This window comes from Roseateles sp. P1_C1_2 (genome assembly GCF_056406535.1).
On sequence record NZ_JBFUAB010000022.1, the window covers coordinates 92,738 to 107,325 of the forward strand.

The window sequence follows — 14,588 nt, forward strand, 5'->3', positions numbered from 1 at the left end:
CTTGGCCGAGCCGTGGGTAAGCGTCCGTTAGAATCCTGGGCTGCCCCTGATCAGAAGTCTCTTTAGAGGACCCTCATGAGTGACCAGCAAGTGGACCAAGGCAAGCGGACCTGGTTGATTGCAACCGGTTGCGCTGGCGCCGTTGGTGGCGTTGCGACCGCCGTGCCCTTCGTCAGCACTTTTGCGCCGAGCGAGCGCGCCAAGGCCGCCGGTGCCCCCGTCGAGGTCGACATCTCCGGCATCAAGCCGGGCGAAAAGCTCACCGTCGAATGGCGCGGCAAGCCGGTCTGGATCGTGCGCCGCACGCCGGAGCAGCTTGAGGCCCTGAAGAAGAACGACGGCCAGCTGGCCGATCCGAATTCGGACCGCAAGGCTTTCCCGATTCCCGAGTACGCCAAGAACGAGAACCGTTCGCGGCAGGAAAAGAAGGAATACCTGGTGGTGGTGGGCATCTGCTCCCACCTGGGCTGCTCGCCGAGCGACAAGTTCGCCACCGGTGCCCAGCCCTCGCTGCCCGACGACTGGACAGGCGGTTTCCTGTGCCCCTGCCACGGCTCGACCTTCGACATGGCCGGCCGCGTGTTCAAGAACAAGCCCGCGCCCGACAACCTCGAAGTGCCGCCGTATATGTACCTGTCGGACACCCGACTGGTCATTGGTGAAGACAAGAAGGCCTAAACGGAACCACGGGACGAGACATGGCTGAATTCAAAGAAGCACCCGCAGGCGCCTCGGCAGGCGTGAAGACCATGACCTGGCTGGAGAACCGGTTCCCGACCGCGTTCGACGCCTACAAGGTCCACATGTCGGAGTACTACGCACCGAAGAACTTCAACTGGTGGTATGTCTTCGGCTCGCTGGCGCTGCTGGTGCTGGTGATCCAGATCGTCACCGGCATCTTCCTGGTGATGCACTACAAGCCCGATGCCGGCCTGGCCTTCGCGTCGGTCGAGTACATCATGCGCGACGTGCCCTGGGGCTGGCTGATCCGCTACATGCACAGCACGGGCGCCTCGGCCTTCTTCGTCGTGGTCTACCTGCACATGTTCCGTGGCCTGATCTACGGCAGCTACCGCAAGCCGCGCGAGCTGGTCTGGATCTTCGGCTGCGCGATCTTCCTGTGCCTGATGGCCGAAGCCTTCATGGGCTATCTGCTGCCCTGGGGCCAGATGTCCTACTGGGGCGCCCAGGTCATCGTGAACCTGTTCGCGGCCGTGCCCTTCGTCGGCCCGGACCTGGCGCTGATGATCCGCGGCGACTATGTCGTCGGTGACGCGACGCTGAACCGCTTCTTCAGTTTCCACGTCATCGCCGTGCCGCTGGTGCTGCTGGGCCTGGTGGTGGCCCACCTGCTGGCCCTGCACGACGTCGGTTCCAACAACCCCGACGGCGTCGAGATCAAGAAGCACAAGGACCCCAAGACCGGCATCCCGCTGGACGGCGTGGCCTTCCACCCGTTCTACACGGTGCACGACATCTACGGCGTCTGCCTGTTCCTGATGGCCTTCACGTCCATCCTGTTCTTCGCACCGGAACTGGGCGGCTACTTCCTCGAGTACAACAACTTCATCCCGGCCGACCCGCTGAAGACGCCGGCGCACATCGCCCCGGTCTGGTACTTCACGCCGTTCTACTCGATGCTGCGCGCGACGACCGACACCATGGTCAACGTGCTCTGCGGCGTCGTCGGCATCGCGGCCGTCGTGAGCTTCCTGAAGGGCAAGTTCGGTGGCGCCGCCAAGGTGGCGCTGCTGGTGGCGGCTGCCGTGCTGATCTTCCTGCTCAAGGTCTTCGACGCGAAGTTCTGGGGCGTGGTCGTCATGGGCGGCGCGGTCGTCATCCTGTTCTTCCTGCCCTGGCTGGACCACAGCCCGGTCAAGTCGATCCGCTATCGCCCGGACTGGCACAAGGTTGTCTACGCCGTCTTCGTCGTCTTCTTCCTGTGGCTGGGCTACCTCGGCATCCAGCCGCCGAGCGACATGGGCACCCTGGTCGCCCAGGTGGGCACCTTGTTCTATTTCGGCTTCTTCCTGCTGATGCCGTGGTGGAGCCGCCTGGGGACGCCCAAGCCGGTGCCCGACCGTGTGACCTTCCACGCCCACTGAGCCGCGGAGCAACAACACAAATGAAAAAGCTGATCGCTCTCCTGCTGGCTTCGCTGAGCCTGGCTGGTGCCGCCCACGCTTCCAGTGGCGGCATCGAGTGGGACAAGTTCCCCAAGGAAAAGATGGCGGACATGGCTGCGTTGCAGAACGGCGCCAAGCTGTTCGTCAACTACTGCCTGAACTGCCACTCGGCCGCCTACATGCGCTACAACCGCATGCGCGACATCGGCCTGTCCGAAGCCGACATCAAGAACAACCTGCTGTTCGCCGCCGAGAAGGTCGGTGAGACCATGAAGGTCAGCCTGGACGCGAAGGACGCCAAGGCCTTCTTCGGCGCCAACCCGCCCGACCTGACCGTCATCGCGCGCTCGCGCGCCGATGGCGCCAAGGGCTCCGGTGCGGACTACCTCTACACCTATATGCGGAACTTCTACCGCGACGACACGAAGGCTACCGGTTGGAACAACCTGGCCTTCCCCAGCGTCGCGATGCCGCATGTGCTGTGGGAACTGCAGGGCCAGCGCGCCGCCAAGTTCGAGGAAGTCGCCGACCCGCATGACCACGACAAGAAGATCCACGTTTTCGCCGGCTATCAGCAACTGACGCCCGGCACGCTGTCCGAGCGCCAGTACGACGAAGCGGTGGCCGACCTGGTCGCCTATCTGCAGTGGATGGGCGAGCCGGCACAAGGCCAGCGCTTCCAGCTGGGCGTCATCGTGCTGATCTTCCTGTCCATCCTGACCGTATTCGCCTGGCGTCTGAACGCCTCGTACTGGAAGGATGTGAAGTAGACCTGCAAGTCCCGGCACCGCCTCAAAGCGGTGCCAAACACGCAGTGGGGAGGGCATCCAGCCACCCACTGCGTTTGCTTTTTGCGCGGCGGCCTGCCGCGTGAGTTTTGATTGACTGACCCCTCGGGAGCCCAAGCCATGATGGTCCTCTACTCCGGTACCACCGACCCCTACTCGCACCGCTGCCGCTTTGTGCTGTTCGAGAAAGGCATGGACTTCGAAATCCGTGACGTTGACCTGTTCGCGAAGCCCGAAGACATCGCACTGATGAACCCGTACAACGAGGTGCCCATCCTCGTCGAGCGCGACCTCATCCTGTACGAATCGCACATCATCAACGAGTACATCGACGAGCGCTTCCCGCACCCGCAGCTGATGCCCGGCGACCCGGTGGCGCGCGCCCGCGTGCGCCTGTTCCTGCTCAACTTCGAGAAGGAGCTGTTCGCCCACGTGAACATCCTCGAAGGCCGCGGCACGACGACCAAGGCGACGGACAAGCAACTGGAAAAGGCCCGCTCGCAGATCCGCGACCGCCTGACCCAGCTGGCCCCGATCTTCCTGAAGAACAAGTACATGCTGGGCGACGACTTCTCGATGCTCGACGTGGCCATCGCCCCGCTGCTGTGGCGCCTGGACTACTACGGCATCGACATGTCCAAGAACGCGCTGCCGCTGCTGAAGTACGCCGAGCGCATCTTCAGCCGCCCGGCCTACATCGAGGCGCTGACGCCCTCGGAAAAGGTCATGCGCCGCTGATCGTCCCCCGAAGCGCCTGCGCGCTTCGCCTCATGGGGAGCCGTCAGTGGGCTGGCCAAGCCGGTTCCACTGTCGGTTGCTGGGTCTACTGACCGAATTGCGCCCTGACCGGGTTGACTGTTGTACATGGATAAATCGCAAGGGATCGAAGGCGGCGCGGGCAATGGCACGTCCACCCGCCCCTACCTGATCCGTGCCCTGCACGACTGGTGCACGGACAACGGCTTCACGCCCTATGTCGCGGTCCACGTCGACCGCTCGGTGCAGGTGCCGATGGAGTACGTCTCGAACAACGAGATCGTGCTGAACATCGGCTTCGATGCGACCAGCGGACTGGACCTCGGCAACGAGTTCATCCAGTTCAAGGCCCGCTTCGGCGGTGTCGCGCGCGAGATCATCGTGCCGGTGGACCATGTCGTGGCCATCTACGCCCGCGAGAACGGCCAGGGCATGGCCTTTCCGGCCCCCGAGCCCCTGGCCGAAGGCGCCCACGTGCCCGCCGCCCCTGTGGCGACGGAGCCGCGGCGCAGCGGCCTGCGCCTGGCGAGCGAAGCCAACGACGAGGGTGACGACACGCCGCCCCCGCCGGACACTCCCAGCGGCGGCCCGCGGCCTTCGCTGAAACGGGTGAAGTGAACGTCTAGAATTTGCGTCCTTCGCCGGCTTAGCTCAGTTGGTAGAGCAACCGCCTTGTAAGCGGTAGGTCATCAGTTCGAATCCGATAGCCGGCACCAATCAAGAACCCACGGTCTCGCGACCGTGGGTTTTTTCATTTCTGGATCAGCTTGACGCGGATATGCCCCGGCAGGCCGGCCTGGGCCAGCAGCGCTTCCAGGCGCGGCAGCAGGTGGCGCAACTTGGCGGCAACGGCCGCGTTGGCGGCCAGCAGGCTCCAGCCGTCCTCGTCCAGCGGCCCGGGCTGCAGGCTGGCCAGCAGGTTGCCGGGCAGGGCGGGCGAGATGATGCGCAGCCGCCGCCGCGACGCGTCCAGGCGCGCGCTGAGCTGGCTCAGGCCTTCATGGGCGCGCAGCGCGTCGGCCACCGGTGTCGGCGACGGGACGCTGGCGCGCGAGCTCCTGGGCGCGAGATAGCGGGGCGGGGTGGCCATGGCCGCAGTGTAGTCAGGCGGCCGGCCGCTTCATGGCCCGCTGCTAAACTGCGCCGTTTTGCGCGGCCGGGCAAGTCCGTCTTGCAATGCCCTGCCATGCCCTCAGATTCGCGCCTTCCACCCGCCGGGACCCCGGCCGGTGCCGCGCAGCTCCTCATTCCTTCGCAGCATGTTGCCCAAGCTTCTCACCTCGATTTTCGGTAGCCGCAACGAGCGTCTGCTTAAAGAGTACCGCCGCACCGTGGCGAAGATCAACGCGCTGGAGCCGAAGTACGAGGGCTTGAGCGACGACGAACTGCGCGCCCAGACGGCCGAGTTCAAGCAGCGCATCAGCGCTGGCGAGACCGTTGACGACATCCTGCCCGAGGCCTTTGCCGTCTGCCGCGAGGGCAGCAAGCGCGCGCTGAAGATGCGCCACTTCGACGTGCAGCTGATCGGCGGCATGGTGCTCAACGACGGCAAGATCGCCGAAATGCGCACCGGCGAAGGCAAGACGCTGATGGCGACGCTGCCGGTCTACCTGAATGCGCTGACGGGCAAGGGCGTCCACGTCGTCACGGTGAACGACTACCTCGCGCGTCGCGACGCCGAGTGGATGGGCAAGCTGTACACCTTCCTGGGCCTGTCGGTGGGCATCAACCTGCCACAGGCGCCGCGCGAGCAGAAGCAGACCGCCTATGCCGCTGACGTCACCTACGGCACCAACAACGAGTACGGCTTCGACTACCTGCGCGACAACATGGTCTACGAGACGGCTGACCGCGTGCAGCGCGGCCTGGCCTACGCCATCGTCGACGAGGTGGACTCCATCCTCATCGACGAGGCGCGCACGCCGCTGATCATCTCGGGCCAGGCCGACGACCACACGGACGTCTATCTGCGCATCAACGCCGTCGTGCCCAAGCTGAAGAAGCAGATCGGCGAGCTCGACCCGCGCACCGGCGAGGGCGTCATCGAGGCCGGCGACTTCACGGTGGACGAGAAGTCGCACCAGATCCACCTGACCGAGGATGGTCACGAGGTCGCGGAAGCGCTGCTGACCGAGGCCGGCCTGATCCCTGAGGGCGCCAGCCTTTACGACGCGGCCAACATCACGCTGATGCATCACCTGAATGCAGCGCTGCGGGCCCACCACGTCTATCACCGTGACCAGCACTACGTCGTGCAGGGCGGCGAAGTCACCATCGTGGACGAGTTCACCGGCCGCCTGATGAGCGGCCGCCGCTGGAGCGATGGCCTGCACCAGGCCGTCGAGGCCAAGGAAGGCGTGCAGATCCAGGCCGAGAACCAGACGCTGGCCTCCATCACCTTCCAGAACTACTTCCGCATGTACGGCAAGCTGTCTGGCATGACGGGCACGGCCGACACCGAGGCCTATGAGTTCCAGGAGATCTACGGCCTCGAGACCGTCGTCATCCCGCCGAACCGCCCGACCATCCGCAAGGACGAACTGGACCTGGTCTACAAGACCGACAAGGAAAAGTACAACGCCGTCATCGAGGACATCCGCGCCTGCCACACGCGCGGCCAGCCGGTGCTCGTCGGCACGACGTCCATCGAGAACTCGGAGCTGATCTCCAAGCTGCTGGACCAGGCCAAGCTGCCCCACAACGTGCTGAACGCCAAGCAGCACGAGAAGGAAGCGCAGATCGTCGCCCAGGCCGGTCGCCCGGGCGTCATCACCATCGCCACCAACATGGCCGGCCGCGGCACCGACATCGTGCTGGGCGGCAACGTCGAGAACCAGGTCAAGTTCCTCGAGGCCGACGACGCCATTCCCGCCGACGAGAAGGCGCGCCGCATCCAGCAGCTCAAGGACGAGTGGCAGGGCCTGCACGACAAGGTGCGCGCCGAGGGCGGCCTGCGCATCATCGCGACTGAGCGCCACGAGAGCCGCCGCATCGACAACCAGCTGCGTGGCCGTGCCGGCCGCCAGGGCGACCCGGGCTCCTCGCGCTTCTACCTGTCGCTGGACGACCAGCTGATGCGCATCTTCGCCGGCGAGCGCGTGCGCGCCATCATGGACCGGCTCAAGATGCCCGAGGGCGAAGCCATCGAAGCCGGCATCGTCACGCGCAGCATCGAGGGCGCCCAGCGCAAGGTCGAGGCCCGCAACTTCGACATCCGCAAGCAGCTGCTCGAATACGACGACGTGTCGAACGACCAGCGCAAGGTCATCTACCAGCAGCGCAACGACATCCTCGAGGCCGAAGTCCTGGTCGCCCAGATCGCCTCGCTGCGCGAATCCACGCTGACCGACGTCGTGCGCACCTTCGTGCCCGCCGAGAGCGTGGAAGAGCAGTGGGACCTGCCCGGCCTGGAGCAGGTGCTGCAGGGCGAATGGCAGATCGGCCTGTCACTGACCGAACTCGTCAAGAAGAGCGACTCCATCACCGACGAGGACCTGCTGGCCGCCGTCACCAAGGCCGGCGACGAGCTGTTCCAGGACAAGCTCGACCGCGTCGGCATCGATCAGTTCAACCCCTTCATGCGCATGGTGCTGCTGCAGAGCATCGACCAGCGCTGGCGCGAGCACCTGGCCGCGCTGGACTATCTGCGCCAGGGCATCCATCTGCGCGGCTACGCCCAGAAGAACCCCAAGCAGGAATACAAGCGCGAAGCCTTCGAGCTGTTCTCCCAGCTGCTGGACCTCGTGAAGATGGAAGTCACCCGCACGCTGATGAATGTGCGCATCCAGAGCCAGGAAGAGGCCAGCCAGGCCGCCGAGGCCATGGAGCGCCGTGCCGAAGCGGTGTCCAACGTGACCTACCAGCACCCGAACGAAGACGGCTCCATCAGCCAGGACGTCGACCCCGCCACGCTGCTGGCCGAGTACGGTCACATCGGCCGCAACGACCCCTGCCCCTGCGGCAGCGGCAAGAAATTCAAGCTCTGCCACGGCAAGCTGGCCTGAGTTTCCAGGTCTCGATCCCTCACGGGCCGGCTCTGCCGGCCCGTTTTCATTGGGCCGCCGGCCTCGCTCAGCCCACCCATGTGGGGGGAAAACCGTGCGTTTGGGCACAACCAGACCCCTGCGCCACACGCATGAGGGGTGCCAGGCCCTTGTCCACCCCCCTAGAGTGCAGCCCATACCCCGGTAAAACACCGGGTAGACCCGAATAGAGAACCTGAAAGCGCGTCATGAAATCGTTGTCTACAGCCTTCGCCGCCCTGAGTCTGGCCTTCGCCGCCGGTACCGCCGCCGCCGCGCCGGTGTCGTTCACCTTCGGCAACAACAACATCATGTCCAACGGCCAGGACGCGGCCGCTTTCGACAACATCTTCAACTTCACGCTGACCAGCCAGACCCTGCTGGGCGCGTCCCTCCTCACCCTCTCCCCTGAGCCGAGCGCCAGCGTGAACATCACGTCGGCCTTCCTGAAGCTGGGCGGTACCACCGTCGCGCTGACCGAAACCCATGCCATCGACTGGGACGCCGACGAGAGCGGCACCGAAACCTGGGGCCTGAGCCCGCTGTGGCTGTCGGCCGGCAACTGGGAACTGCATGTCGTCGGTGAAGGCTACGGCGTCAAGTCGCCCGAAGGCTACCAAGCCCAGCTGAATGGCCGCGGCGTCGACCTGCCCGAGCCCACCGCCCTGGCCCTTGTCGCCGTCGCCCTGGCTGGCCTGAGCCTGTCGCGCCGCCGCCGCGTCGGCTGAGCCGGCTGACCGAAATTCACGAGCAGTCCACCATGATCAAGTCTTTCGCCCTCGCCGCAGCCCTGCTGTCCAGTGCCACGGCCTTCGCCGACGTCAGCATCCGTTTCGATAGCCGCGATGCCGGCGACCCGGCGCTCACGACTTCGCTGACGGCCAACTACATCACCGGCGGCCTGAACTACACGAACGCGGCCACCGGCAGCTTCCAGGCCTATTGCATCGAACCCGACCAGTCGTTCGCGATCACGAGCAGGGGCTTCAAGACCTACACGGTCGGCAGCTTCAGCGGCACGCAGGGCACCCTGCTGCAGGCGCTGTACTCCAGCAGCTTCGGCTCCGTGCATGACGGCGCGCAGCAAGCAGGCTTCCAGCTCGCCGTGTGGGAAATCATGCGCGAGGCCAGCGGCACGCTGAGCCTGGCAGAGAACAACGGCAACTTCTTCCTGAAGACCGCCGGCCTGACGGGCGCACAGCTCACCACGGCCACCGGCGCGCAGACCTTTGCCAGCAGCTACCTGGCCGCCGCTCAGGCCTACCACGGCGCATCGCTGTACAGCCTGACCAAGCTCAGCAACGCCAACTACCAGGATCTGGTCGTCGCCACGCCGACGGTCGCCGTTCCCGAGCCCGAGTCCTATGCCCTGCTGCTGGCCGGCCTGGGCGCCATCGGCATGATCGCCCGCCGCCGCCTGACGCGCTGAGCGCAGCGCGCGCCGCTGAAAAGGCTCCCTCGGGAGCCTTTTTGCTTTTCTGCTTCCTACAATCCGCGCGCTTTCCCTGACTCCCACCGAGCGCGCCATGCCCGTCAATCTCACCGCCCCCGATCCCGCCTCCCTGTTGCCCGTGCCGGGCGTGCGCCTCGGCGTGACCATGGCCGGCGTGCGCAAGGCCAACCGGCGTGACCTCAGCGTCATCGCGCTGGACGAGGGCGCCGCCGTCGCCGGCGTCTTCACCACCAACCGCTTCTGCGCCGCGCCCGTGCAGCTTTGCCGCGAGCACCTGGCGCACCCGGCCGGGGGTTCGGCCATCCGCGCGCTGCTGATCAACACCGGCAATGCCAACGCCGGCACCGGTGCCGACGGCCTCGCCCGCGCCCGTGAAACCTGCCAGGCCCTGGCCGGCCTGATCGGCTGCCAACCGGAGCAGATCCTGCCCTTCTCGACCGGCGTCATCATGGAAACGCTGCCCGTCGAGCGCATCACCGCCGGCCTGCCCGCGGCCCTGGCTGCGCTGAAGGCCGACAACTGGGCCGAGGCCGCCGCCGGCATCATGACGACGGACACCCTGCCCAAGGCCGCCTCGCGCCGCATCGAGATCGGTGGCGTGCCGGTCACGCTGTCGGGCATCTCCAAGGGCGCCGGCATGATCCGCCCCAATATGGCCACCATGCTGGGCTTCGTCGCGACGGACGCCAACATCGCTCCGGCCCTGCTGCAACCCCTCGTGAAGGAAGCCGCGGACGCCTCCTTCAACCGCATCACCATCGACGGCGACACGTCCACCAACGACTGCTTCATGCTGATCGCCAGCCGCAAGGCCGCGCATGCCGAGATCACGTCGCTGGACAGCGCCGACGCCAAGGTGCTGCGCGAGGCGCTGATCGCGCTGGCCCAGGAGCTGGCCCAGGCCATCGTGCGCGACGGCGAGGGTGCGACCAAGTTCATCGCCATCACCATCGAGGGCGGCCGCGACGAGGCCGAGTGCAAGCTCGCGGCCTACGCCATCGCCCACTCGCCCCTGGTCAAGACCGCCTTTTTCGCCAGCGACCCCAACCTGGGCCGCATCCTGGCGGCGGTGGGTTACGCCGGTATCGGTGATCTGGACCAGGGGCTCATCGACCTGGACCTGGACGACGTCGCCATCGTGCGCCAGGGCGGGCGCCTGCCCACCTACCGCGAGGAAGACGGCCAGCGCGTCATGAAGCAGTCGGAGATCACCATCCGCGTCGGCCTGAACCGTGGCCAGGCCAGCGCGACGGTCTGGACCTGCGACCTCAGCCACGACTACGTGTCCATCAACGCCGACTACCGGAGCTGAGTCCGGACCGAGGACAGGCCCTGCGGCCTGTCCGACGCCTGACGAAGGACCACCGGCCTGCGAGCCGGTGGGCATGATCTCCGGGTTTTTGCTGTCAGGGCTTCATCGCATGACGATCGGCGGGGCTTGCCGGTCCGGCTGAGAATCGGCGCTTCCTCGAATCCAGGACTCCGCCTGATGAAGCTCACCCTGTCTGCCATCGCCATCGCCGCCGTGCTCGCTACCAGCGCCCAGGCCCAGTCGCTGACCTATCCCGTCACGCGTAAGGCCGACCAGATCGACGCGTATCACGACACCGCCGTTGCCGACCCCTACCGCTGGCTGGAGGACGACAACAGCGCCGAGACCAAGGCCTGGGTCGTGCAGCAGAACGAGGTCACCGACAAATTCCTCGCCGCCATGCCGCAGCGCCTGCCGGCGCGCCGCATCTACACCGAGCTCTACAACTTCGAGCGCTTCGGCATCCCCTTCAGCGAGGGCGGCCGCTATTTCTGGACCCGCAACGACGGCCTGCAGCAGCAGAACGTGCTGTACACGGCCAAGTCGCTGACTGACGCCCCCGCCGTCGCGCTGGACCCCAACCTGCTGTCCAAGGACGGCACCGTGGCGCTGAGCGGCGTCGTGCCCTCGCGCGACGGCAAGCTGCTGGCCTATGGCATCGCCGGTGCCGGCTCCGACTGGCAGACCTGGAAGGTGCGCGACCTGGCCACCGGCCAGGACCTGGCCGACAAGATCGACTGGGTCAAGTTCAGCAGCGCCGCCTGGACGGCCGACGGCAAGGGCTTCTTCTACGCCCGCTACGACGCGCCCAAGGAAGGCGAGAAGCTGACCGGCGCCAACTACTTCCAGAAGCTCTACTACCACCGCCTCGGCACGGCCCAGGGCGAGGACGTTCTCGTCGCCGAGAACCGCGACGACAAGGAATGGGGCTTCGGCACCGAGGTCTCGGACGACGGCCAGCTGCTGCTCATCAGCGTCTGGAAGAGCGCCGGCAGCAAGAACGGCCTGATGGTGCTGCCCCTGCCCAAGGGCGGCTTCGCCGGCGGCAAGCCCCAGCCCATCACGCTGGACTTCGACGCCCAGTACACCCCCATCGCCGCCGTCGGTGGCAAGCTCATCGTCAAGACCGACAAGGGCGCACCGCGCGGCAAGCTGGTCGCCGTCGACCTGAAGAACCCGGCGCAGGCCAACTGGAAGACGCTGGTGGCCGAAGGCCCCGACGCGATGACCATGGCCTCCGCCGTCGGCGGCCGCTTCCTGCTGAGCTATCTGCATGACGCCGCCACGCTGGTGCGCGTGCATGGCGCCGACGGCAAGCAGCTCAGCGAGGTCAAGCTGCCCGGCGTCGGCACCGCCGGCGGCTTCGGCGGCCGCTGGAGCGACAAGGAAACCTTCTTCAGCTACACCAGCCTGACCACGCCGGCCGAGATCCATCGCTACGACGTCAAGACCGGCAAGGTCAGCTTGTTCAAGAAGCCCAAGACGGCCTTCAACGCCGACGAGTTCGAAACCCGCCGCGAGTTCGTCACCAGCAAGGACGGCACCCGCTTCCCGATCTTCATCGCCGCCAGGAAGGGCCTGAAGCTGGACGGCAGCAACCCGACGCTGCTCTATGGCTACGGCGGTTTCGACATCTCCATCACGCCGGGCTATGGCGTCACGGCGGCCACGTGGATGAAGATGGGCGGCGTCTACGTCATCGCCTCCATCCGCGGCGGCGGCGAGTACGGCTCGGCCTGGCACGAGGCCGGCACCAAGCTGAAGAAGCAGAACGTCTTCGACGACTTCATCGCCGCCGGCGATTGGTTGGTCAAGAACAAGGTCGCCAGCCCGGCGACGCTGGCCATCAACGGCGGCAGCAACGGCGGCCTGCTGGTCGGCGCCGTCACCAACCAGCGCCCGGATCTGTTCGCCGTCGCCGTGCCGCAGGTCGGCGTGATGGACATGCTGCGCTATCAGAACTTCACCATCGGCTGGGCATGGGCCACCGACTACGGCACCAGCGCCGACAGCCCGGAGATGTTCAACGCCCTGCGTGCCTATTCGCCGGTGCACACCATCAAGAGCGGCACCAAGTACCCGGCCGTGCTGATCACGACCGGTGACCATGACGACCGCGTCGTGCCGGCCCACAGCTTCAAGTACGCCGCGACGCTGCAGGCCGCCGACACCGGCGCGGCGCCCAAGCTGATCCGCATCGAGACCAATGCCGGTCATGGCGCGGGCAAGCCCACCTCGAAGATCATCGAGGAGCGCAGCGACATCCTGGCCTTCATCGCCAACACGATGAAGCTCGAGGTGAAGTGATGGTGCCCCTCGCCCAGTCTCGCCTGGCTGTACGCAGGCGAGCCTGGTCGGTCCCCCGAGGGGACGGCGATGCTTGCGGCATCGAGCCGCAAGCACATCGCCAGCGCGGGCCGGCTAGGGAGCGGCCCGGCGCTCGGCCCGCAGAAATGCGATGACCATGATCCGCGATCTGGGCATCGGCGATGTCGATGCCCTTGTTGATCTCTATCAGCATCTGAACGCCGGTGATGCGCCGCCTTCGCAAGAGGCGGTGCGCGCTGTGTTTGCCTATCCGGGGCTGCGGCATTTCGGGCTCTTTGGCGGTGAACGGCTCATCGCCAGCTGCAACCTCGCCGTCATCCCCAACCTGACGCGTGGCGGCAGCAGCTACGGCGTCATCGAGAACGTTGTCACCCATGCCGAGCATCGCGGCCAGGGCCACGGCCAGGCCGTCATACGCCATGCCATCGACAGAGCCTGGGACGCAGGCGCCTACAAGGTCGTGCTGACCACCAGCCGCAAGGAGCCGGCCGTCTGGGCCTTCTACGAGCGCTGCGGTTTCGACAGCAGCGACAAGCGCGCCTTCGTCATCCGGCGCTAGAAGTTCACGGCCTTGGTCTTGAGGCCACGCGCCACCAGCGTCGCGTTGATCAGCTGGGCCTGCTCCCGGCTCGGGAAGGGCCAGACCGTGGCGCGCCAGCCTTCGGGCGTCTGGATGACGTCGGCCTGCAGCGCATCGGGATTGCCGTGCATGCCCACCAGACCCGCCTTCATCTTCAGCAGCAGGGCTTCGGCCTCGGCCTTGCTGCCCGGCGGGCCGACGAGGGCGACGACGATCTTGTCTGGCGATTGGGCAAAGCGGGCCAGCCGCGGGTCGGCGGGTTCGGGCTTGCTGGCGGCCGCTGCTGCAGAGGCTGCCGCCGCCGTCTCGGTAGCAGCCTTCTCCGCAGCTTTTTCCCCCGGCGTCTCCGCGGGCTTTTCCGAGCGCTGCATGGGCGGGCGCTTGATGCCATCGGTGCGCTCCACGAAGCGCGGGCGGATGTCGGGCGGCGGCGCGTCGGCTGCCGCATCACTGGCAGCGGCTTCGGCGGCGGAAGCAGCGGATGCCGGCATCGATGCCGCTTGCGCTGCTGGCGCGGGCGCCGATGCCGCCGATGCCGCTGTGGCGGGCACGGCGACCGGTTCAGCCGCGTGGCGTGGCCACAGCGTCCAGGCACCCGCCGCGATCAGCAGCACCAGCACGGCCGCCACGGCACCCAGGCGGATCGGGTCCCACAGCCGGCGGCCGACGATTTCAGATGGGATGCCGCGGCCCGCCAGCACGCGGGTGCGGCCGCTGCCCATGTCGATGCCGGCCGTCATCAGATAGAGCTCGAAGGGCCAGCCACCATGGCTGCTGGCCAGGCTCTCGTCGATGACGATGACCCGCCAAGGCTTGCTTTCGGGGGTTGCCGGCGGCTCGGCAAAGCCGTGCGCCAGCGCAAAGCGCTCGACCTGGTTCGGGCTCAGGCCGGGCAGGAATTTCTCGCTGAAGGCCCGCCACTGCGTGCGCGGGCGCCGGCTCAGCAGGCGCGGCAGCTGCTTCAGGCGCTGCTGCCAGGCCGCCCAACGTGACAGCGGTGGCGAGCCATGCAGCGCGTCGAAGGCGCTGACGACGTCGGTCAGCACGGGCTCGACCAGGCCGCCCGCCTCGGCGGAGGCGCGCACAAAGGGCAGGGCCACCACGCCCACGGTGTGCACATCGCCCAGGGCGATGCGCCGCGCGAGCGGGTGGCGGTTGTGCCAGTCAACGATCTGTTCGGCCAGGCGCTCCATGACTCATCGATCTTCGCCCAGCGCTGCAGA

The 14,588-nt window shown here is 66.7% G+C and carries 13 protein-coding genes and 1 tRNA gene; 12 read left to right on the top strand and 2 right to left on the bottom strand.

Going from position 1 to position 14,588, the window contains the following annotated elements; translation table 11 throughout:
- The first annotated feature begins 75 nt into the window (after positions 1-75).
- The 6 genes from petA (at position 76) to AC1D2H_RS21755 (ending at position 4,386) form a co-directional block, all read left to right on the top strand.
- Positions 76-678: a ubiquinol-cytochrome c reductase iron-sulfur subunit gene (petA, locus tag AC1D2H_RS21730; RefSeq protein WP_477933497.1), complete on the top strand. Its 603-nt coding sequence runs from the start codon at positions 76-78 to the stop codon at positions 676-678.
- 20 nt (positions 679-698) lie between these two features.
- Entirely contained in the window at positions 699-2,105 is a 1,407-nt protein-coding gene (locus AC1D2H_RS21735) for a cytochrome b (protein ID WP_477933495.1), read from the top strand.
- 20 nt (positions 2,106-2,125) lie between these two features.
- Positions 2,126-2,896, top strand: coding sequence for a cytochrome c1 (locus AC1D2H_RS21740; protein WP_477933493.1), 771 nt, complete (start codon positions 2,126-2,128; stop codon positions 2,894-2,896).
- A 138-nt stretch (positions 2,897-3,034) separates the two neighbouring features.
- Positions 3,035-3,652, top strand: a complete 618-nt coding sequence (locus AC1D2H_RS21745) for a glutathione S-transferase N-terminal domain-containing protein (protein ID WP_056192820.1) — start codon at positions 3,035-3,037, stop codon at positions 3,650-3,652.
- Positions 3,653-3,778: 126 nt separating this feature from the next.
- Positions 3,779-4,288: a ClpXP protease specificity-enhancing factor gene (locus AC1D2H_RS21750; protein ID WP_477933491.1), complete on the top strand. Its 510-nt coding sequence runs from the start codon at positions 3,779-3,781 to the stop codon at positions 4,286-4,288.
- Positions 4,289-4,310: 22 nt separating this feature from the next.
- Positions 4,311-4,386: transfer RNA gene (locus tag AC1D2H_RS21755), tRNA-Thr, on the top strand.
- A 35-nt stretch (positions 4,387-4,421) separates the two neighbouring features.
- On the opposite strand, the gene AC1D2H_RS21760 is transcribed toward AC1D2H_RS21755, so the two are convergent.
- A complete protein-coding gene (locus tag AC1D2H_RS21760) occupies positions 4,422-4,760 on the bottom strand; it encodes a hypothetical protein (RefSeq protein WP_477933489.1) in 339 nt (112 codons plus the stop codon).
- A gap of 169 nt (positions 4,761-4,929) precedes the next feature.
- Here AC1D2H_RS21760 and secA point away from each other — a divergent pair, with 169 nt between their 5' ends.
- From secA to AC1D2H_RS21790, 6 genes are all read left to right on the top strand, one after another.
- Entirely contained in the window at positions 4,930-7,674 is a 2,745-nt protein-coding gene (secA, locus tag AC1D2H_RS21765) for a preprotein translocase subunit SecA (protein WP_478012419.1), read from the top strand.
- A gap of 227 nt (positions 7,675-7,901) precedes the next feature.
- The gene (locus AC1D2H_RS21770; RefSeq protein WP_477933485.1) at positions 7,902-8,420 is read left to right on the top strand and encodes a PEP-CTERM sorting domain-containing protein; all 519 of its coding nucleotides are present in this window, start codon (positions 7,902-7,904) and stop codon (positions 8,418-8,420) included.
- Positions 8,421-8,452: 32 nt separating this feature from the next.
- Positions 8,453-9,121, top strand: coding sequence for a PEP-CTERM sorting domain-containing protein (locus tag AC1D2H_RS21775; RefSeq protein WP_478012420.1), 669 nt, complete (start codon positions 8,453-8,455; stop codon positions 9,119-9,121).
- A gap of 97 nt (positions 9,122-9,218) precedes the next feature.
- Entirely contained in the window at positions 9,219-10,457 is a 1,239-nt protein-coding gene (argJ, locus tag AC1D2H_RS21780; protein ID WP_478012421.1) for a bifunctional glutamate N-acetyltransferase/amino-acid acetyltransferase ArgJ, read from the top strand.
- Positions 10,458-10,634: 177 nt separating this feature from the next.
- Positions 10,635-12,764 carry a prolyl oligopeptidase family serine peptidase gene (locus AC1D2H_RS21785; RefSeq protein ID WP_478012422.1) on the top strand — a complete coding sequence of 710 codons (2,130 nt, stop codon included), beginning with the start codon at positions 10,635-10,637 and terminating at the stop codon, positions 12,762-12,764.
- Positions 12,765-12,915: 151 nt separating this feature from the next.
- Positions 12,916-13,344 (top strand): GNAT family N-acetyltransferase, encoded by a 429-nt coding sequence (locus AC1D2H_RS21790; protein ID WP_478012423.1) that lies wholly within the window; start codon positions 12,916-12,918, stop codon positions 13,342-13,344.
- Here the strand turns inward: AC1D2H_RS21790 and AC1D2H_RS21795 are convergent.
- A complete protein-coding gene (locus AC1D2H_RS21795) occupies positions 13,341-14,558 on the bottom strand; it encodes a hypothetical protein (protein WP_478012424.1) in 1,218 nt (405 codons plus the stop codon). The genes AC1D2H_RS21790 and AC1D2H_RS21795 overlap by 4 nt on opposite strands.
- Positions 14,559-14,588 lie beyond the last annotated feature (30 nt).